Annotated in this window: 17 protein-coding genes; 5 read left to right on the top strand and 12 right to left on the bottom strand. The window is 65.4% G+C overall.

Features of this window, described 5'->3' with window-relative positions:
• Positions 1–26: 26 nt before the first annotated feature.
• From AC1DIX_RS02570 to AC1DIX_RS02550, 5 genes are all read right to left on the bottom strand, one after another.
• Complete coding sequence (locus AC1DIX_RS02570; protein ID WP_477321787.1) at positions 27–1,094, bottom strand: porin; 1,068 nt, start codon at positions 1,092–1,094, stop codon at positions 27–29.
• 25 nt (positions 1,095–1,119) lie between these two features.
• Entirely contained in the window at positions 1,120–2,430 is a 1,311-nt protein-coding gene (locus tag AC1DIX_RS02565; protein WP_477321785.1) for an MFS transporter, read from the bottom strand.
• 154 nt (positions 2,431–2,584) lie between these two features.
• A complete protein-coding gene (locus tag AC1DIX_RS02560) occupies positions 2,585–3,448 on the bottom strand; it encodes a class II aldolase/adducin family protein (RefSeq protein ID WP_477321783.1) in 864 nt (287 codons plus the stop codon).
• A 56-nt stretch (positions 3,449–3,504) separates the two neighbouring features.
• On the bottom strand, positions 3,505–4,500 hold the full coding sequence (locus AC1DIX_RS02555) for a PDR/VanB family oxidoreductase (protein WP_477321781.1): 996 nt from the start codon (positions 4,498–4,500) through the stop codon (positions 3,505–3,507).
• Positions 4,501–4,518: 18 nt separating this feature from the next.
• Positions 4,519–6,054: a Rieske 2Fe-2S domain-containing protein gene (locus AC1DIX_RS02550; RefSeq protein ID WP_477321779.1), complete on the bottom strand. Its 1,536-nt coding sequence runs from the start codon at positions 6,052–6,054 to the stop codon at positions 4,519–4,521.
• 287 nt (positions 6,055–6,341) lie between these two features.
• Here AC1DIX_RS02550 and AC1DIX_RS02545 point away from each other — a divergent pair, with 287 nt between their 5' ends.
• Together AC1DIX_RS02545 and AC1DIX_RS02540 are read left to right on the top strand one after the other, a co-directional pair.
• Positions 6,342–7,016 (top strand): GntR family transcriptional regulator, encoded by a 675-nt coding sequence (locus AC1DIX_RS02545; RefSeq protein ID WP_477321777.1) that lies wholly within the window; start codon positions 6,342–6,344, stop codon positions 7,014–7,016.
• The gene (locus tag AC1DIX_RS02540) at positions 7,013–8,050 is read left to right on the top strand and encodes a lysozyme inhibitor LprI family protein (RefSeq protein WP_477321775.1); all 1,038 of its coding nucleotides are present in this window, start codon (positions 7,013–7,015) and stop codon (positions 8,048–8,050) included. Before AC1DIX_RS02545 ends, AC1DIX_RS02540 begins: the two co-directional genes overlap by 4 nt.
• Positions 8,051–8,169: 119 nt before the next feature.
• On the opposite strand, the gene AC1DIX_RS02535 is transcribed toward AC1DIX_RS02540, so the two are convergent.
• The 5 genes from AC1DIX_RS02535 to AC1DIX_RS02515 all read right to left on the bottom strand — a co-directional run bounded on the left by AC1DIX_RS02535 (position 8,170) and on the right by AC1DIX_RS02515 (position 14,911).
• Complete coding sequence (locus AC1DIX_RS02535; protein ID WP_477321773.1) at positions 8,170–8,838, bottom strand: TonB family protein; 669 nt, start codon at positions 8,836–8,838, stop codon at positions 8,170–8,172.
• An 87-nt stretch (positions 8,839–8,925) separates the two neighbouring features.
• A complete protein-coding gene (locus tag AC1DIX_RS02530; RefSeq protein ID WP_477321771.1) occupies positions 8,926–9,498 on the bottom strand; it encodes a flavin reductase family protein in 573 nt (190 codons plus the stop codon).
• 34 nt (positions 9,499–9,532) lie between these two features.
• Positions 9,533–11,491, bottom strand: a complete 1,959-nt coding sequence (locus tag AC1DIX_RS02525) for a CocE/NonD family hydrolase (protein WP_477321769.1) — start codon at positions 11,489–11,491, stop codon at positions 9,533–9,535.
• Positions 11,492–11,563: 72 nt separating this feature from the next.
• Positions 11,564–12,460 carry a PLP-dependent cysteine synthase family protein gene (locus AC1DIX_RS02520; RefSeq protein ID WP_477321767.1) on the bottom strand — a complete coding sequence of 299 codons (897 nt, stop codon included), beginning with the start codon at positions 12,458–12,460 and terminating at the stop codon, positions 11,564–11,566.
• A 105-nt stretch (positions 12,461–12,565) separates the two neighbouring features.
• On the bottom strand, positions 12,566–14,911 hold the full coding sequence (locus tag AC1DIX_RS02515; RefSeq protein ID WP_477321765.1) for a hybrid sensor histidine kinase/response regulator: 2,346 nt from the start codon (positions 14,909–14,911) through the stop codon (positions 12,566–12,568).
• Between the two features lie 144 nt (positions 14,912–15,055).
• Here AC1DIX_RS02515 and AC1DIX_RS02510 point away from each other — a divergent pair, with 144 nt between their 5' ends.
• Positions 15,056–15,445 (top strand): cupin domain-containing protein, encoded by a 390-nt coding sequence (locus tag AC1DIX_RS02510; RefSeq protein WP_477251277.1) that lies wholly within the window; start codon positions 15,056–15,058, stop codon positions 15,443–15,445.
• A gap of 24 nt (positions 15,446–15,469) precedes the next feature.
• Here AC1DIX_RS02510 and AC1DIX_RS02505 read toward each other — a convergent pair whose 3' ends face one another.
• Both AC1DIX_RS02505 and AC1DIX_RS02500 read right to left on the bottom strand, forming a co-directional pair.
• A complete protein-coding gene (locus AC1DIX_RS02505; RefSeq protein WP_477321762.1) occupies positions 15,470–16,096 on the bottom strand; it encodes a hypothetical protein in 627 nt (208 codons plus the stop codon).
• A 385-nt stretch (positions 16,097–16,481) separates the two neighbouring features.
• Positions 16,482–18,896: a glycoside hydrolase family 31 protein gene (locus tag AC1DIX_RS02500; RefSeq protein WP_477321760.1), complete on the bottom strand. Its 2,415-nt coding sequence runs from the start codon at positions 18,894–18,896 to the stop codon at positions 16,482–16,484.
• Between the two features lie 232 nt (positions 18,897–19,128).
• Between AC1DIX_RS02500 and AC1DIX_RS02495 the strand changes: the two genes are divergently transcribed.
• Together AC1DIX_RS02495 and AC1DIX_RS02490 are read left to right on the top strand one after the other, a co-directional pair.
• Positions 19,129–19,782 (top strand): HAD family hydrolase, encoded by a 654-nt coding sequence (locus AC1DIX_RS02495; RefSeq protein WP_477321758.1) that lies wholly within the window; start codon positions 19,129–19,131, stop codon positions 19,780–19,782.
• 2 nt (positions 19,783–19,784) lie between these two features.
• A complete protein-coding gene (locus AC1DIX_RS02490) occupies positions 19,785–20,405 on the top strand; it encodes an NUDIX hydrolase (protein WP_477321756.1) in 621 nt (206 codons plus the stop codon).
• Positions 20,406–20,430: the final 25 nt, after the last annotated feature.

Genomic DNA, 20,430 nt, shown 5'->3' with positions numbered 1-20,430 from the left:
GCCGCTCCCGTCAGCACGTCATCCGATCAGAACGCGTGCCGCAACCCGATCATCGCCGACTTGTCCCCCGTCCCCGACTCGATCGCACTACCCACCGTATAGCTCGCACCATTCCGGTTATTGATCTTCGAGATCGCCATATTGATGTCGGTCCGCTTCGACAAGGTATAGCGGTAGCCGATCGCAAGCTGCGAGGCATCCTGGTTGAAGGCCGTACGGTCATCCTTGTAGATGTACGAGGCCAGCAGGGCGTGGACGCCACCGATGGGCACCGTCAGGCCCACCATCGCATCGCGGCTGTCGGTCGAGGCGATCGCCGGCCGGCCGAAGGGATTCGCCGTGTTGCGCAGCACCGAGCTGTTCAGGCCGCGGTTCCAGTCGTACAGCCCGTGCAGCCTGACCACGCCGAAGTCGTAGACGGCGGCGATCGTCGTGTTCTTGGCGTTCTCGGTACCATGCAGGGTCGTGCTATCGTTGTTGCGGTTGTGGTAGCCGAGGCGCACCTGCAGCGGGCCGTTGGCCCAGGCCAGCGATCCGCCCAGCTGGCGGCCGGAGGCGCTGCTGCCGCTGACTTCACCCGGCGCCGCCACCAGTTCCACCGTCACGCCGTTGGCGGTCGGCGAGATGTACTTGACCGTGTTGTCCATGCGGCTGAAGGAGTTGCCGCTGGTGCCGAGCAGGTTCTTGGTATCGCCAACCCAGCCCGATCCGAAGGGATCGGCAAACACCTGCACCAGGTAGTGTGGCGTGTATTGCCGGCCGAGCAGCACGCTGCCGAAGCCGCCCTGCAAACCGACATAGATCTGGCGCCCGAACAGCAGGCCGCCCTGGCCCGATGCACCGGTGTCGGGCTGGAAGCCGCTCTCCATCAGGAACAGCGCCTTCAGGCCGTTGCCGAGGTCCTCGGTGCCCTTGAAGCCGAGCCGCGAGCCGCCGGTGGTGCCGCCGGTGATCTTCGTCATCGAGCCGGCGGTGCCGCCGCTTTCGCGTACCACCGCCGTGTCGAGCATGCCGTAAATGGTGACGTTACTCTGGGCGCCAGCCAACTGCGATGCTGACGCCAGCAAGGCAGATACGATCAGTTTCTTCCTCATCCGTTGTCTCCGTTTTTTGTCCGCATTATTTTGGGTTGACCGCCTTTGCAGGCAATGCAAAGGTTAGCACACAGCCAACTAATAGACAGACAGCAATCGCGATCACGCCCGCATTGGTGCTGTTTGTCATGGTTTTCACCACACCCAGCATGTAGGGCGCGATCATGCCGGACACGCTGCCGACCGAATTCGCCAGCGCGATGCCGGCAGCGGCAGCCGCACCTGTCAATACGGCCGGAGGCAGCAGCCAGAACTGCGAGATCGTGGTGATGATGCCCATGGTTGCCAGGGTCAGCGCCAGCATGGCGATGGCCGTGTTGTCGGCATAGGCCGCGCTCCAGGTCAGGCCAACGGCGCCGGCGACGCCAGCCAGCGCCAGGTGCCAGCGGCGCTCGCGCCGGATGTCGGAGCTGCGACCGACCAGGATCATGGTGACGGTGGCCGCGGCATAGGGAATGCAGGTCAGCATGCCGATGTCGAAGGGGCTGGAGACCCCGCTGGCCTTGATGATGGTCGGCAGCCAGAAGCTGATGCCGTACAGGCCCATGGTGTAGAACAGGTAGATGCCGCTCAACAGCCAGACGCGCGGGTTCACCAGGCCGTCGCGCAGCTTGTGCAGATGGCCGCCGTGCCTGTCCTGGGCGAGGTCGTGCTCGATCAGCGACTTCTCGCTGTCGTCCAGCCACTTGGCGTCGGCGACCTTGTCGTCGAGGTAGAACCAGGCCATGCAGCCGAGGATGATGGTCGGGATGGCCTCCAGCACGAACACCCATTGCCAGGCGTGGTGCCCGCCGACATTGTCCATCGTGCCCATGATCAGGCCGGACAGCGGTCCGCCGATCACGCCCGACATCGGGATGCCGGTCATGAACAGCGCCGTGACCTTGCCGCGGCGGCTGGCCGGGAACCAGTAGGTGAGGTACAGCAGGATGGCGGGGAAGAAGCCGGCTTCGGCGACGCCCAGCAGGAAGCGCAGCGCGTAGAAGCTGGCCGGCGACTTCACGAACATCATGGCCGCCGAGATCACGCCCCAGGTCACCATGATGCGGGTGATCCACTTGCGGGCGCCCACCTTCAGCATGACGATATTACTCGGGACTTCGAACATCAGGTAGCCGGCAAAGAACACGCCGGCGCCCATCCCGTAGACGGCCTCTGACAGGCCGAGGTCGGACATCATTTGCAGCTTCGCGAAGCCGACGTTTACGCGATCGAGATAGGCGAACACGTAGCATAGAAAAAGAAAAGGCAGCAGGCGCCAGGCGACCTTCGAATATGCCCTGGACGCTTCGTCGATCGTGGACGTGCCTACTGCCACCTTGGTTGAGCTCAGCATTGTTTTGTCTCCAGATATGGTTATGGGACGTGCCCGGTATGGCGGCATCTCGTGGATGCCGCTTCCGTGGTCTATCGTCCACGGTGTCACCGCCCGTGGTCGGCGGTTTGAAACAATGGAGCAGCGGGATAGCTAACTGAACATCAGTCAAACCTCAGTTAAACATATCGGGCTGCGTTTTTGCCAACTGGTCAAAAATCGGCTGGAAGTGCAGCCAGCCGATGTATTCGCTGCCGACGTGCTCGCGGCTGTAGCGCGAGCGGTCCGGCGGCACCATCACCGGCTTGATGCCGGTCGCTTCGATCATCAGCTGCTGCTGGCAGCAGCGCTCCAGCGCGATGAACCAGAAGGCGGCCGCTTCGATGCTGTGGCGGCTCGCCGTCAGCAGGCCGTGGTTCTGGTGGATCGCCGCCTTCACGCCCTTGAACCAGTCGCACACCGACAGACCCGCCTTTTCCTCAACCGCCACCTGGCCCGCCTCTTCGCGGATCACGACGTGGTCTTCGAAGAAGGCGGCGGCGTCCTGGCTGATCGGATCGAGCTCGCGGCCCAGCGAGGCGAAGGCGGTGCCGTAGACCGTATGGGCATGGCACATGGCGACGATGTCCGGATGCGCCTCGTGCACCGCGGCGTGCAGCACGAAGCCGGCGCGGTTGATCGCATACTCGCCCTCGACCACGCGGCCCTGGTGGTCGGCCAGGATCAGGTTCGACACCTTCACCTGCGAGAAATGGACGCACATCGGGTTGGTCCAGTACAGCTCCGGATGCTCGGGGTCGCGCACCGTCAGGTGGCCGGCGAAGCCATAGTCGAAGCCGTGCTGGGCGAAGGCGCGGCAGGCCGCGACCAGGCGCTCCTTGCGGTGGCGGCGTTCGTCGGCCGGATCGTCGAAGGCCGGGATCTCGGGGTAGATGACGTCGCTCTGCCGCGGATGGTAGATCGATCGCAGCGCGTCCTTCCGCGACTGCGCGATGCGCTCCGCCTCGACGGGGGCGAACTGTTTTACTTTGTCCAGCATGTTGTCTCCTTGAGTATCAACTTGGGTTCCCGCCTTCGCGGGAACGACGGTGGCGTTTAGAGGTCCAGTACCAGCACGGGGCTGGTGGCGCGCGACACGCAGGCGGTAAGGAACTGTCCGTGTTCGTCGTCGCCGAGGATGTAGTCGCGGTGGTCGACCTCGCCCTCGAGATAGCGGATCTTGCAGGTGGCGCACAGGCCGGCCTGGCAGGAAGTCTCGATGCGGATGCCGTTCTGTTCCAGCACGTCGGCGATGCTGCGGTCGGCCGGCACTTCGAGCATGGCGCCGCTGCTGGCGATCTTCACCATGAAGGCGCCGGGCGCCAGTGCCCTCCCGTCGGGCGCGGGCTCGGGCGCCTTGAAGTGCTCGAAGTGGACGGTGCCGGCCGGCCAGTGGCCGCACGCCTCCGCACAGGCTTTCATGAAGCCGGCCGGGCCGCAGTAGAACAGGTGGGCGCCCTCTTCCGGCTCGCGCAGCAGTGCGCCGATATCGAGGCCGTCGGCCGGATTGCCGTGGTCGAAGTGGTGCACCAGCTTGCCGTGTTCCCAGGCGATACCGAGTTCTTCCCTGAACGCGGCGCAGCCGGGATTGCGGGCGCAGTAGTGCAGCTCGAAGGGGATGCCGGCATGGTCGAGCGCATGCGCCATCGACTTCAGCGGAGTCACGCCGATGCCGCCTGCCAGCAGGATCACCTTCTTCGCCTGCGGCACCAGTTCGAAGTTGTTGCGCGGTGCGCTGACCGTGGCCAGGTCCTGCACCCGCAGCGCGTCATGCAGGGCCTTCGAACCGCCACGTCCCTTGTCGTCGCGCAGGACCGCGATCACGTAGCGGTGGCGCTCGGCCGGCGGATTGCACAGCGAGTACTGGCGCGTCATCCCGTTCGGAAGATGGACGTCGATGTGTGCGCCGGCGCTGAAGGACGGCAGCTCCTCGCCCTGCGGGTGCACCAGTTCGTACGAATTGATGCCGCTCGCCTCGAAGCGGATTTGCTTCACCAGCAGCGACAGCTTGCTCTTGTCGCGGCTGATGATATGGGTCTGAGTCATTTCCATGTCGGGTCTCCCGCGGGATTACAGCCTGGTCGACTGTTCCAGCTCGTCGAACTTCTGGCGCACGAAGGCCGCGCGTTCGTCGCCCTTCATGTTTTCGCTTTGCGTGAGGATGGCGACGATCTGGCGCGTCACATGGCGGCGGCGCGCCACTTCTTCCTCGACGGTTCCGCCTTCCGGCACCTCCAGCACATTGCCCGAGCAGTAGCTGTTCGGCGCGGCCGCGTTATCGCGCAGCCACTGCGCGAATTCCCGCGGACCGGCGGCCGGGTTGCTGCCGCGGACGGCGTCGCGCAGCATCTTCCGGAACAGGAACACGCCGGCGTCGAACTTGGTCGGGTTCTCCAGCGCGTGCACCGCGATCGGGCGCTGGCTGATGATGGCTTCGTAGTCGCCCGGCGCGTACTGGCACTCCTTGTAGTTGTGGCGTGCGCGGTGGTCCGACGGAATCGGCGGCATGTCTTCGAGCTTGTACTTGCCGAAGCGTTCGGGACGGCGCATCGCCACCTGGCCTTCGAGGAAGTCGATGGTCTCGTAGCCGACCATCTCCTTGTTGCCGATGCCGCGGGTGTCGATACCGGGGCCCATCACGCGCCAGCCGATCATCTTCGAATTGACGTCGTCGACCGGCACGGTCCAGCGGATGATGTGGAACCGCGAGAACAGCTTCTTGTTCGAGCCGTCTTCCGAGGTATAGGCGTGCAGGCTGAGGTTGGGCAGTACCTGGTGCTGGACGCGCACGAAGAGCTTGTCCTTGTTCACGCGGCGGGCGCCGGCGCAGGCCAGGCCGCGGCCGCCATGCACGGGAATGAACTGCATGTCCGGCGCGACTTCCATCGAAGCGGCGCCGACTTCGTCGAAGGTCGTGCCCTGGTACTGCTTGTTGACGACGTTCTTGGCGGAGTGCAGCGCGGTCGGGTGGAAGTTGTCGGCGGCGTTGTCCTGCACCTGCAGCCAGTTACAGTGCTGGAAGTTACTGTAGGGGACCAGCTCGTCGCCCTCGGCCACCGTAAAGTTGCCCTCCCACTCGGGGAAAGGCGGTTCCTCTTCCGGCGGGCCCATATAGGCGAACACCAGGCCGTGGCGCTCGAAAGCCTTGTACGCGCCTTGTTTGATCGAGCAGGCATACTTCTCGGCTTCCTTCTCTTCCCCCTTTGGAAAAGGCACGTGCAGGCAGCTGCCGTCGACGTCGAACACCATGCCGTGGTAGCAGCACATGATGCCCTTTTCCTGGATCGCGCCGTATTCCAGCGAGGCGCCACGGTGCACGCAATGGGCGTGCAGCAGGCCGACGCGGCCGGAGCCGTCGCGGAAGGCGACCAGCTCTTCGCCGAGGATCTTCAGGAAGTGCGGGGTATCGGTCAGTTCCATCGACATGCAGACCGGATGCCAGAAGCGGCGCATGTACTCGCCCATCGGCGTGCCGGGGCCGACTTCGGTCAGCTCCGGATCGTGGCCCGGCACTTTATTGGTGTGGTAGCCGCCGTACGGGATCAGTTTCTTCGCAACCGCTTGGGTCTGGGCTGCGGCTTCGGCGGTCTTGTCGCGGGTGTTCATCGTGTGTCTCCTCTGGCTCGATGGTGGCTGCGTCCCGGAGGCGCATCCGTGTTCCGTATTCTGTATACAAAGCATACAGGCAAAAAATTTTTGTCGTTCGCACAGTTTGCGGTCGGGAATCTTCTTACGACTCCGTCCACTCTGCGTTCTGTATACAGAATACATTTTTCGCTGACGTGAGTCGCTTGTCAACCGATTTTTTGTATCGCGTACTCCCGCCCCGGTGACCAGGCTTAATGAATTGACTTCGGGTCAACTGGACGTATACTGAGTACAAAGGTGAACCCATGCTCAAACAACTATCGAAAATTCAGGTACGTCCGGACCTCGTCGACCAGGTCTATCAAACACTGCTCGACGCTATCAGCGACGGCTCGCTGCCGCCCGGCGCCCGCATCACCCAGGAAGAAATCGCCGAGCAGATGGACGTCTCGCGCTCGCCCGTGCTGCAGGCCCTGCGCCTGCTGAAGAAGGACGGTCTGGTGAAGGATGCGCCCGGACGCGGCGTGCTGGTGGCGGAACTGGATCCGCAATGGATCGGCAACCTCTACCAGGTGCGCGGCGCCCTCGACACCCTGGCGGCGCGCCTGGCCGCCGAACGCAGGGCCGCCATCGACCCGCAGATCATCGCCAACGGCCGCAAGGCTTCGCGCGGCAAGGACGTGAAAGCGATGATCGACGCCGACATCGCCTTCCACACGGCGATCTACCAGGCCTCGGGCAATCCGCTGATCTTCGAGACGACCCAGTTCCACTGGGTGCACCTGCGGCGCGTGATGGGGGCGGTGCTGCAGTCTGCGATGCAGCGCGAATCGATCTGGGACGAGCACGAGGCGATGGCGCGGGCGATCGCGGCCGGCGACGTCGCGCGGGCGGTCGAGATGTCCGACCATCATGCGACCGAGGCGCGGCTGAATCTGGTGGCGCGGCTGAATGAAGTTCTGAGCCATCGGGTAGCATGAGACGCCTTGCCTTGGCCTGGGCGGCGATGGCGCTGGCCGCATCGGCTGCGGTGCTGGCTGCCGGCCCCTATCCGAACACCGCCAACTTCGGCGTGCCGTTTTCAAAGGATGAGGACTGGTACAAGCAGTGCATGCGAGTCGAACGACTGCAGCCGGCGCCTGCGCCTGCACAAGTCAGGGCGGCGCCGGACTGCGACGCCATCGACCTCTATGACCGCAAGCGCAGCCAGGCCAGCACGTCGCAGGCCGAATGGGATCAGGTCCGCGCCTGCGCGCTGGCGAAGAACGACAACGGCGTGCTGATGATGCTGTATGCGAACGGCTACGGGGTGGCGCGCGATATGGACCGTGCGATTCATCACGCCTGCATCGTCGACTACATCGCAAAGGCCGAGATGACGTCGCGCGTCGCCCATCTCGCCGGCGCGCAGGCACAGGACAAACCCATCGATGTCTGCGACGACATCACCAGCGGCTATATGGGCGCCGTCTGCGCGCAGCGGCGGGAAACGCAGAACGGTCGGACGCGCAATTCCCGCCTGGAGCGAATGGAACGCGCGCTTCCTGCCGCAAGCCGCGCAGCATTCTCGAAGCTTCGTCAGGCGGCGGAGCGCTACGCCAGCGAAGCCGGCAGCGGCGAGAACGACGCCCGCGGCACGGCTGCAGCGGACTTCGCGTTCCAGCGCCAGGCCAAGCTGCGCGAACAAGCCATGCAAGCCATGCTCGACACAGTCGCCGGCAAGCTGCCGCCGGCGTCGGCCGAGGACTTCGCGCAATGGGACCGCCAGCTGAACGATGCCTATGGCAAGGTCATGGCGATTCCGTCGACCCAGGATGGCTATCCCGACCGCATCGGTGACTCGACCATCGAACACGCTGACGTGCGCAAGGATCAGCGCCTCTGGCTGGCCTACCGCGACGCCTTCCTCGCCTTCCGCGCCAGTCTGCCTTCGGGTGCAGGCGCGGACGCGATCAGGACCTTGCTGACCTCCCAGCGGACGGCCGAGCTGCGCGCACTCGAGAGCTATCGCTAGCGCGGGCGGACGTCGACGGTCAGGGTCGACAGGCAGGAATCCACCAGCATCGCCGACACGTGGACGCCGGGGTCGCGCGGAACGTGGCCGCCCGCCACGTCATGGGTCCTGAAGCACCCTCAGTGTGCATCGCCCAGCACGCGCAAGTGGTCGATCGCGACGACGTTGCCCTGCGCGGCGGCCTTTGCGTACAGGCGGTACGCTTCGGCGATATCCCTGGGAACCTGCTTTCCGGACTCGTATTTTGAAGCCAGCGCAATCTGCGCCATGGGCTGCCCAGCCTCCGCCGCGCTGATCACCAGCTTCAGGCCCGCCGCCTGCTCGGCCTCCGTCCTGCTCGGCGCGCTCAGCAGCGCGCCAAGCGCATAGCGCGCTTCCAGGTTTCCGTCGAGGGCGGCTTGCTGGAGCCCCTTCCACAGCTTGCCGCTCGACGGCTCCATCGTCCACACATACTGAACCTGTCCCCACATCGTCACCGGCCGACCATCGACCGTGCCAGGCTTATGGGGACACTTCCGAAACGCGGTCCGCGCGGCCTGGTCGAGGTCGGGCGAACCGCTGGACAACAGGATTTTCGTATCGAGCACGGTGCCGCTTTCATCCACCTGGACGCCGACGATGACCAGGCCTTCCTCGCCCCTTCTCAAGGCCGGCTTTGGATAGCCGGGAAACTTGCACTGCGCCGCGTCGATCGAGGGCAGCTTGAACCGGGTTTCCTCGGCAAGCGCGGAACCTCCCGTATGAGACAGGGCCGCGGCGAGAACGAGGGTCAAGGTGGTCCGCTTCATGGCGCGCGCTCGATACGAAAGTGATTGGAATGACAATCTTATGGCATTGTCATCACAGCGGCAAGCTTCGATGCCGCCGAAGCGGAATCACCCTTTGTCGTCCCCGGCAAAGAACGGCGCCCCGATCTCGAAGAAGTGGCCGCCCGCCACATAATGGATGCTGCGCATGCCGCCCTCTTCCATCTTCCAGTGCGCGCCGTCGAACACGGCGGGATCGGCCCAGGCCGCCACGACTTCGCCGAGGAAGAGGTCGTAGGCCTGCTGGATATGCGGTTCCGGAATCAGCCTGCACTCCAGCCAGCCCAGGCAGCCTTCGACCAGCGGCGCGGCCACTTTCGATCCCGCGGCGGTGGCAATGCCGTGCGCGGCAAACTTGTCGACGTCGGCGCCGGTCTCGTTGCCGACATCGACGGTCAGGCGCGCCTGCGCCCGCGACGGAATGTTCAGCACGAACTCGCCCGAGGCCTCGACCAGCCCGCGGGTAAAGGTCGACTTGTCGATCACGACCGCCACCTTGGGCGGATCGAAGTCGAGCGGCATCGACCACGCCGCCGACATGATGTTGGACCGCCCGCCGTGGTGGCTGGTGACGATCACGGTCGGGCCATGATTCATCAGGCGGTAGGCTTTGCCTGGCTCGACTGGTACGCGGTCGCTCATCCTGCTGCTCCTTTCGAACGGCCGCGCACGCGCATCAATGCCCCGGCATCACCATCAGCTGCAGTCCCGAAGGCGTCTGCGCCGCATGGTAGACACGCTGGGTCGCGGCCTTGAAGTCTTCCGGCCTGGCCTTCGGAATCGAGGTGAAGGTCTGCGGGTTCAGGTCGATCAGCGGGAACCAGGAACTCTGTACCTGCACCATGATGCGGTGGCCGCGCCGGAAGGTGTGGTTGACGTCGCCCAGATGGTAGCTGATTGCCTCGATCTTGCCCGGCACGAAAGGCTCCGGTTTCTCGAAGCTGTTGCGGAATTTGCCGCGCAGCGGGTTGCCGCGCACCAGTTGCTGGAAGCCTGCCAGGCTGGTCTCGGGCGCGCCGACGTCCTTGCCGCGTGGGCCGCGTTCGCCGGACGGGTACTCGTTCGGATACACGTCGATCAGCTTGACGACCCAGTCGGCGTCCGTGCCGGTGGTCGAGACGAACAGCTTGGGCGTGACCGGTCCGGCGATGGTGACGTCCTCTTCCAGTACGTCCGACTGGTAGGTCAGCACGTCCGGACGGGTTGCGGCAAAGCGCTGGTCGGACACCATGTATTCCTGCGGCACCCCTAGCGAGGGGTAGCCGATGTAGGGCACCGGCTTCTTCGGATCCGATACGTACTCGTCATAGTCGGCGCCGGCGGCGGGCTGGGTCCAGCTCAGCTTCCCGCCCGGTGCCAGGTAGAGCATGCGGGCCTTGGCCGGCGCCGGCGGCCAGGCCGTGTACTGGCGCCAGACGTTGGAGCCGGTCTCGAACACGGTCACCTCGGCGATCGGCCGGGCCGGCTTCACGCCCTTCAGGTGCTGTTCGAAGAAGGGGAACTGGATCTGGGTGCGGAAGTATTCGCCGGTCTTGCTGTCGAAGCGCACGTGGCCCAGTTGCTGGCCGTCGTAGCGCGCCCAGCCGCCGTGCACCCACGGGCCCATCACCAGGCCGCTGAAGGTGGTCGGGTTGAACTTCTTGACCGCCTGGTAGGTCGTGAACGGGCCTTGCGGGTCTTCGGCGTCGAACCAGCCGCCGACGCTCAGCACCGCCGCCTTGACGCCCTTCAGGTGGCGCGAGATGTCGCGGGTCTGCCAGAACTGGTCGTAGGTGTCGTGCTCGATGGTCGGCGCCAGGTAGGCGCGCTGGCCGTCGGTCAAGGTCGCCAGGATGTTCGGCATGGTCAGGTGGCGCAGGTAGAAGTCATAGGCGTCGGACGCGCCATAGTCGAAGCGCTCGCGGCTCTTCGGGCCGGTGGTCGGGTTTTTCTGCTCGACGAAGTTGGCGTAGAAGCCGAAGTTCGCCGCCAGCATGAACGCGCCGCCGTGATAGGAGTCGTCGCCCATGTAGAGGTCGGTGACCGGCGCCTGCGGCGAGGCCGCCTTGATCGACGGGTGGGAATCGATGATGCTGGCCGAGGTGTAGAAGCCCGGGTAGCTGATGCCGTAGATGCCGGCCTTGCCGTTGTTGTTGGGGACGTGCTTGAGCAGCCATTCCATGGTGTCATACATGTCCTGGCTTTCCTGGCCCTCGCCGGCGGCGCGCTGCGCCTTCAGGTGCGGGGTCATCTCCTGCCACTTGCCCTCGGACATATAGCGGCCGCGCACGTCCTGCTTGACGAAGATGTAGCCGGCATCCTCGAATTCCTTCGACGGGCCGATCGAGGTCGGATACCAGTCCTCGCCGTAGCGCAGCTCACCGTCGGCGTACACGCCGGCGCTGTATGGCGTGCGGTTGATCAGGAAGGGATAGCTCTTCGAGCCGTCCTTCGGCACGTAGACCACGGTGAACAGCCGGGTGCCGTCCCGCATCGGGATGCGGTACTCGTACTTGGTGTAGCTGGCGCGCAGGTCGCGCTGGACGGCGGGCGCATCGGCGGCCACGGCATTGGCGGCGAAAGCCGGGGCGGAGGCTGCGCCCGCGAATGCGAGGGCCAGTGACAGTGCGAGGATCGAAAGAGGACGGCGGCTCATGATTTCCTTATCGGAAAGATAAAGCTGCCAGTATATGTTCAGTAAGTAAGATTTGTCATGCCTGACAGCCCGTCAAAAGTATTTCGACAGGTAGAAGGCGCCCGAATCCGGGAAGACGGTGGCGATGCGCAAGCCCCGCAGCCGCGGGAGCAGGCCGGCGATGCCGGCGGCCACGCAGCCGCTCGAGCCGCCCGCCAGGATGCCCTCTTCGCTCGCCAGGCGCCGACACCAGGTCAGCGCGTCCTCGTCCGCCACCTGCACCACGTCGTCGACCACCGCCGGGTCGAAGCTGCGCGAAGGCTGGCGCTTGCCGACGCCTTCGATCCGCGTCTCGAGGGTCCCCTGGACAGCCTCGTCGGTCACCAGCTTGCGGTAGGACGAGTGCAGGGGCTCGACGCCGATCACGCGCACCCGTGCGTCGCACTCCTTCAGGTAGCGGCCGATGCCGGAGATGGTGCCGCCCGAGCCCACGCCGCAGACGAAGACGTCGATCTCGCCGGCCAGCTGGCGCCACAGTTCGGGGCCGGTGTCGCGGTAATGCGCTTCGCGGTTGAGCGGCGTGCAGTACTGGTCGAGGTAATGGGCTTCGTTGTCGCGGGCCAGGCCTTCGGCGCAAGCATGGTAGTCGTCCGGCGCACAAGCGTGGACGGTGGCGCCGTAGGCGGCGATGCGCCTGAGCTTTTCGGTACTGGTGGTGTCCGGCACCGTGACGTCGCAGCGCAGGCCCAGCACGGCGCTGGCCATGGCGAGGGCGGCGCCGGTATTGCCGGACGAGCTCTCGACCACGTGGCGGGTGCCGGCCGGCATATGGCGCAGCATGTAGCGCACCATGCGGTCCTTGATGCTGCCGCCCGGGTTCATGTACTCGAGCTTGGCCACCACGTTCGCCTCCGGAAATACCCGGCCAAGCCTGACGACCGGGGTCTCGCCGATCGCGTCCATCACGGAATTTCTGACCTGGGATTGCACGCCTTCTCCTCCTTATAATTGCTATGGAGCAAGGCTAGCATGAAGAGTTTTTACGTGGCGCAAGATTGCAAACAATCGTGCGCCACGTGTCACAGTCTGGGGGGGTCACTGCCTCCGCGCGGCGACGGCGGCGATCACGGCCTGCTTGAGCTGCAGGTCCGTGAACGGCTTGGTCAGCACGCGCGCCGCCAGGTCGGAGGCGCCCGCCACCAGGCTGCCGTAGCCGGACGCGAACACCAGCGCCACACCCGGATGGTCGGCGACGATCCGGCGCGCCAGGGTCAGGCCGTCCTGGTCGGGCAGGCTGTAGTCGACCACGGCGACGTCGAAGCGTTCGCGCGCCAGGATCGCGATCGCGGCGGCGGCCGTCGGCGCTTCGGCGACGCGGTAGCCGGCAGTGCCCAGGATGTCGCGGTACAGCTCCCTGGCCTGGGCATCGTCTTCGATCAGCAGCACGCGCAGGCCGTCCGGGTGGACGACGCGGCCCGGCTGGGCCGGGGGCTCCGGCGCCGCGGCGGCCTGCTGGCCCTGGCCGCCCAGCATCTGGCGCACCTTGGCGGCCAGCTTCTCGCGGCGATAGGGTTTGCTGAGGAGTTCCACACCGGCGTCGAGGCGGCCACCATGGATGATGGCGTTCTGGGTGTAGCCGGAGGTGTACAGCACCTTCAGGTTGGGCAACAGGCTTCTCGCCTGGCGCGCCATCTCGGTGCTCTTGATCTTGCCCGGCATGACGACGTCGGTGAACAGCAGGTCGCAGCGCACGCCGGCGCGCAGCACGGCCAGCGCCATGTCGGCGTTATCGGCGCGCAGCACTTGGTAGCCGAGTTCGGACAGGATGCCGACCACGGTGGCCTGCACGTTCAGGTCGTCCTCGACCACCAGGATGGTCTCCGTGCCGCCGCGCATGTCGCCGCCGCCGACCTGTTCCGGCAGCGCCTGCTCGGCTTCCAGCGAACGCGGGAAATAAGCCTTGATCGTGGTGCCGTGGCCGACTTCACTGTAGATGCGAAAGTGGCCGCCGCTCTGCTTGACGAAGCCGAAGGCCATCGACAGGCCCAGGCCGGTGCCCTGCCCTTCGCCCTTGGTGGTGAAGAAGGGTTCGACGGCGCGCGCCAGCACCTCGGGCGTCATGCCGGTACCCGTGTCGCTGATCGCCAGCAGCACGTACTGTCCCGAAGGCACCTCGTGGGCCGCGCTCACATAGGTATCGTCGAGCATGGTGTTGGACAGCTCGATGGTGAGCTTGCCGCCGTTCGGCATCGCATCGCGCGCGTTGATCGCCAGGTTCAGCACCACGTTCTCGAGCTGGTGCGGGTCGACCAGGGTATTCCACAGCGAGGCCGACACCGCCATCTCCACCTCGACGGTCTCGCCGACGGCGCGCTGCACCAGGTCCTCCATGCCGCGCACCACGCGGCCGGCGTTCAGCACCACCGGCTGCAGCGGCTGGCGCCGCGCGAAGGCCAGCAGCTGTGCMGCCAGCTTGCCGCCGCGGTCCACCGCCGACAAGGCCATGTTCAGGTGGCGCTGCGCGGCCGGGATGCCCGCCACGGTGCCGCTCAAGAGCTGCAGGCTGCCGCCGATGACTTGCAGGATGTTGTTGAAGTCGTGGGCCACGCCGCCGGTCAGCTTGCCGACCGCCTCCAGGCGCTGCGCATGCTGCAGGGCCTGGCGCGCTTCCTCCAACTGGGTGCGCTGGGTGATGTCGCGGGTGATCTTGGCAAAGCCGACCAGCTTGCCGTCGGGATCGTGGATGGCATCGATCACCACGCTGGCGCGGAAGGTGGAGCCGTCCTTGCGCACCCGCAGGCCTTCGGCTTCGAAGCGGCCGTCCGCGCGCACCTGGGCCAGCACCTGTTCGGGCTTGCCGTTGCGGCGATCTTCCTCGGTGTAGAAACGGCTGAAGTGGCTGCCGACGATTTCATCGGCCGCATAACCCTTGATCTTGCGCGCGCCGGCATTCCAGGTGGTCACCACACCTTCAGGGCTGAGCATGTAGATGGCGTAGTCGACCACGCTGTCGACCAGCAGCTTGAACTGCTCCTCGGTGCGGCGCAGCGCATCGCGGGCCAGCTTCCTGTCGGTGATGTCGCGCGTGATCTTGGCAAAGCCGAACAGTTCGCCGTGGTCGTCGTGGATCGCGTCGATCACGACCGAGGCCCAGAAGCGGCTGCCGTCCTTGCGCACGCGCCAGCCTTCGGCCTCGAAGCGTCCCGACTCCAGCGCGGTCTTCAGGGCCCGCTCGGGCACGCCCGCAGCACGGTCGGCTTCCGTGTAGAAGCGCGAGAAGTGCTGGCCGAGGATTTCCTGTTCCTCGTAACCCTTGAAGCGGCGGGCGCCGGCGTTCCAGCTCGCCACCGTACCGTCCGGATTGAGCATGTAGATCGCGTAGTCCGCCACCCGCTCGATGAGAAGCTGGGCACGGCGCTGGGCATTGAGGTCGCTCGACATGAAATTATGGAAACTTTAAATTCCCGAGTATAACAGTGGGGTGGCCGCCTGCGCGGAATCCCGCGGTCTTATACAATCGATATTGGGCAGCAGCTGTCGAACGCAAGAGGCAGCTGCCGAAACTGAGTCAACAGGAGAACAAGCATGTCGGGTTACAGCATCAATATCGAAGAAAAAACCCTCGCCGGTAACAACTTCCGCGAGGTCCTGTACACGACCCCGCGCAGCCAGCTGGTCATCATGACCCTGCAGGCCGGCGAGGAGATCGGCATGGAACACCACACCGGCCACGACCAGTTCATCCGCGTCGAAGCCGGCACCGGTGTCGCCATCCTCGACGGCGAAGAGCACAAGCTGGAAGACGGCGTGGCCGTGGTGGTGCCGGCCGGTACCGAGCACAACGTGATCAACACCTCGAAGACCGAGCCGATGCGCCTCTACACCCTGTACACGCCGCCGGAGCACCCGGACGGCATCGTGCATGCCACCAAGGCCGAGGCCGACGAGTACGAGAAACACCACCACGAAGAGTGATGCCGCCCGCCGCGGCCTCAGGCCTCAGCCCTTGCAGGCGAAGCCGTAGCGGGTCATTTCGCAACCGCGCTGCAGGCACTGGCGTTCGTCATAGCCGTGGGCGCGGCATTGCATCAGCGTTTCCTCGCGGCGCTGGCGGGCCGAGGGTTCGGCGTCGGCGGCCCTGGCGCTGGCCTCGGCCTTGACGCGCTTGCGGACATGGCTGCGCTGGCGCTTGGGCGGCGGCGCGGTGTCGGCGGGCTGGTCTTCGGCCGGCACGGGCTGGCCTGCGCCGGCGTCGGTCTGCGCCGCTGCCGATCCGCCCACCGCGGTGCTTCGCTCCGCGGTGCTTGCCTCCGCACTGACAGGCGCAGGCGGCGCGGGCGCAGGCGTGACGGGCGCCGCCACGCTTGCCGGCAAGGCCCGCGATGCCTGCGCCGCTTCCGGGCCGGGGGCGGCGGATGCGGGGGCGGGATTCGTGTTCGCCACCACCACCAGCGCGTCTTCGACCTGGCTCTGGTCGTACAGATAGAGGCCGCCGCTGGCCAGCAGTGCCAGCAGCACGCCGGCCGCACCCCAGGCGACGAGGCGCCGCCCCCAGAGACGGCTGCGTTCCGTGCGCCGCTGCTCCTCGGCGTCCAGGGCCAGGCGTTCGGCGAGCCAGCCCGGCACCTGCTCCTCCGTGCTGTCGGCCGGTGCCCACGGTTCGGTCGCCTGCGCCGTCGCCCGCATCGGCGGCGGCCTTGGCGCTGGCGGCGGGATGGGCTCGGCGAAGGCCGGGGGCTGCGGCGCAAATCCCGTTGCCGGGACGGTGTCGCCGGGCTCCGCCGCTTGCGGACGCGGCTCGACGGTCGGGCGCGGCCGCGTGACTTGCTCGGCGGCGCCAGGGATTGGCGGCTTGGACTGCGCTGAGCCGCTTTCGTTGAGATCCTGCAGGAGTTGAGGCTTCATGGTGCGGTAGATCGCTTCTGCTTCCCCGCAGTTTAACGAATCGCCGACCATGCCGGAGCGCGCCTGAACACGGGCGCGCCCCCGACTCAAGCGTATGGGGCCCTGCTCAGAGCGCGATCGCCACCGCCATCGGCGCCTGGCGCAGAGCCGGCAGGCTCACTTCCAGCAGGCGCCGGCGGGCGTCCCAGCGGAAGACCTGGGCCTTGCCGTTGACCTGCACGGCACGTGGTTGTCGCCCCACGTTGTGGACCTTCAGCGTGAAGGCATGCGAAGTCGGGGCATAGCTGGCGCCGGTCTCCGGTTGCAGCGCGATCTCGAGCCTGCCGGCATCGAGCCGGCTGCTGAAGCGCACCAGCTCGTACTTGCCGGCCTCGAAGGCGTTCGGGGTCTTGCCGTCGTCGTCGTACAGCTGGCCGGACGAACTCTTCACGCCGGCGTCGTGCCAGTAGTGCAGGTCGAGCGCACGGGTCGAGTAGTCGCGGGTGCTCTGCACCACCTTCGCCAGCGGCACGAAGGCACCGGCCCGCACATAGGTCGGAATATGGTCGGCGACGGGCTTGACCACTTCGGTGATGCCGCCACGGTGCGGTTCGTCGGTATGGAAATCGAACCACGTAACGCCCTTGTCGGGGAAGTGCACTTCCTTGCGCGTCGCGCCCGGCTCGACCACCGGCGCCACCAGGAAGCTCGGGCCCCACAGATAGGTCGAAGAGATCGCCGCCGCCGCTTCCTCGTCCTGCTCCTCGAACAGCATCGGACGCATCATCGGCATGCCGCTGCGGCTGTTCTCGAAGGCGATCGTGTAGTTATACGGCAGCATCGCGTAACGCAGGCGCACCGCCTCGCGCGCCAGCGCTTTCGTCTTCGGTTCGCGGAACACCGGCTCGGCCGCCACCTCTTCCTGGGCGTGCGGGCGGAACAGCGGCTGGAACACGCCGTACTGCAGCCAGCGCACATAGAGTTCGTCGTCCAGCACCGGACCGGCAAAGCCGCCGAGGTCGGAATGCATCCAGGCCTGGCCCTGCATCYCCATCTGCAGCGAGATCTCCATCTGCGACTGCAGGCCACCCCAGCCGCGGCTGACGTCGCCGGACCAGGGGATCATGCCGAAGCGCTGCGAGCCCGAATAACCCGAGCGCATCAGGATGAAGGGGCGCTCGTCGGGATAGTCGCGCGCATAGCCGTCGTGGATCAGGCGCGCCCACTCGTGGCCGTAGATATTGTGGACCTGGTCGGCCGTGCCGGCCGCGTGCCGGGCTTCGGCCGGATGCACTTCGGGCTCACCCAGGTCGCCCCACCACCCGGCCACGCCGCCCGACTTCAGGTTCTTGTAGATGTTCCAGAACCAGGTCCGGGCTTCCGGCTTGAAGACGTCGACCAGGCCGGTGTTCCCGAAGTAGAAATCGTAGCGCAGGGGCTGGCCGTCGCTGCCGGTGGCGAGCACGCCCTGCTGCGAAGCTTCGTTCCAGCGCTTCGAGGTCGTCAGGATGAAGGGCTCGGTGATCAGGACGGTCTTGACGCCCTTCTGCAGGAAGTCCGCCATCATCTTTTCGGGCTGCGGGAAATTGTCGCGGTCCCAGGCCAGGTTGCCCATGGTGCCCTTGACGGTCTTGCCGAACCAGTAGAGGTCGAGCACGACCGCGTCCAGCGGAATGCCGTCGGCGATGAACTTGTCGACCACGGCGCGGGTTTCAAGCTCGGTGTGATAGCCGAAGCGGCTCGCGAAATTGCCGAAGGCCCAGCGCGGCGGCAGCGGCTGGCGGCCCGTCAGGCGGGTATAGCCGTCCATGATCTGGGCCCAGTCGTCGCCCGCCACCACCTGGTAGGTCTTGGGACCGCCGATGGCTTCGAAGCGCAGGGTGCCGTCCTTGCGGCTGTCGAGATCGAGGTAGCCGGCCTGCGGATTGTCGAAGTGGATCGCATAGCGCTTCGAGGACAGCGCCATCGGAATCCCGTAACCCATCTGCTCGGCGTGGCTGCCGAAGCCGTAGGAGGCCTTGTTATACAGCGGGAAGCGGTAGCCGCGGCGGTTCATGCCGACCGCGCGCGAACCGGCGCCGTACAGGGCTTCGCTGCCGTCGACCGCGAATTCGATCGACTCCAGCTGGTCGCCGCGGCCGTAGCCGCGCTTTTCGGCCACCAGCGGCTTGCCCTTGTAGCTGTAGCCGATGCGGAAGGGCGACTTCTCGACCGTGACCGTGATGCCCTCGGTGGCGAGCACGACGCGCGCCGCGTCTTCCTGCACCCGCACCGGCACCTGGCCCGCCGCCAGCACCACGGCGTGGGAGGCGGCCTGCGGCATGCCCTCTTCCGCGCTGGGCACGAAGCTGGTCTCGACGATGTTGGGCGCGTAGGGCTTGATCAGGTAGCGGCCGTCGCTGGTGGCGATCTCGTAGCCCTTGCCGCCGACGCTCTTGAAGCCGAGGAAGTGGCGGTCGGCGTTCTGGGCCTGGGCGAACGGGCTGGCGGTCAAGGCGGCGAACGCGGAGGCGAACGCCACCGCAAAGGTGGTGAATTTCATGGTCTCGTGGTCGTTGTCGTGATCTTGGCGGCCTGGGCGGCCGCAGGCAAGAGCATGCCAGAATTTACATGGTTGAGGTAGTTAATTTACACGCACGGGGCAAACGAGCTGGTATACCTCAGAAATTGCAAGCGACAGCCGTACGTAGTTTGACTACGCCGACTCAGCCCCTAACCGGTGCGGCAGCCCCTCCTCTGCTTGAGGTAACATCCAGGGGCCAGCCAGGAGAGCCATGAGTCCGACTACCCAACCCCGAGTACCGCCGCTTGTTCACACCGTCGTTTTTGATCTCGGCAATGTTCTGATTCGATGGGATCCGCGCATCCTGTACAGGAAGCTGTTTGCCGACGACGAAGCGGCAATGGAGCATTTCCTGTCCGAGGTGTGCAACATGGAATGGAACGAGCAGCAAGACCGGGGCCGTTCATGGAAAGATGGAATCGACATGGCGATTCAAACCCACCCTTCCCATGAACGTCATATCAGGGCTTTTCGTGAGCGTTGGGAAGAGATGATCCCGGGCGCGATCGAGGAGACCGTAGAGGTCCTCGCGGAACTCCGCGCGCTCGATGTCCGTCTGCTGGCCCTCACCAACTGGTCGGACGAAACCTTCCCCATCGCTCTCAGGCGTTTTCCATTCCTTGCCTGGTTCGAAGGCATCGTGGTGTCCGGCCGCGAACAACTCGTGAAGCCGGATCCGGCGATCTTCAGGCTTCTGATCGATCGCTACAAACTGGTCCCGGAGAACACCGTTTTCATCGATGACAGCATTCGCAATGTCGAGGCCTCCACGAAGGAAGGCCTGCGCGGCATTCATTTTCAAAGCGCCGCCGACTTGCGCTTCAGGCTGAGGGCATTGGGACTTCCCCTGCCTGTGACGGAATAAGAATGGAAAACGAATGGCTGACGTATGCCAAGCGCCTGCAGGCTACGGCGCTGACCGGCCTGGCATACGCCAAAGGGGAATACGACATCGAACGCTATCGGGAAATCAAGGAGATAGCCGATGCCATGTTGTCGAAGCTGTTCATGGCACCGACTACGCAGATCGCTGCGCTTGCGCCAGGCTCCAGGACCTATGTGACCCCGATGAACGACGTCCGCGGTGCCGTGATCGAAGATGACCGGATTCTGCTGGTTCGGGAAAGGGTCTCGGGCTTGTGGACTCTGCCAGGGGGATTCGCCGATGTCGGGCTCTCCGCCGCGGAGAATGTCGTCAAGGAGATCGCGGAAGAAGCATGCATCGATGTCGTCGCAAAGCAGCTCTACGGCGTCAGGCACAAGGCCAAGGGGCCGTTCAACCCCGATGCCCGCGAGTTCTACAAATTCTATTTTCTTTGCGAGCGTACCGGCGACGCAGTCCCCAGGCCCGGCCCCGAAGTGTCGGACGCCGCATTCTTCCCGCTGGACCGTTTGCCCAGGCTGTGCAAGGATAGAATCGTCGAGGAGGACATCGAGCGGGCATTCGCGCACTATCGTAGCCCTGGCCAAAGCACATTGTTCGATTAAAACAACCACATGGATACGGACCATG

The organism is Massilia sp. 05N420 (genome assembly GCF_056397205.1).
The sequence above is the reverse complement of the archived record's forward strand: the minus strand, read 5'-3'. Positions and strand labels throughout refer to the sequence as shown.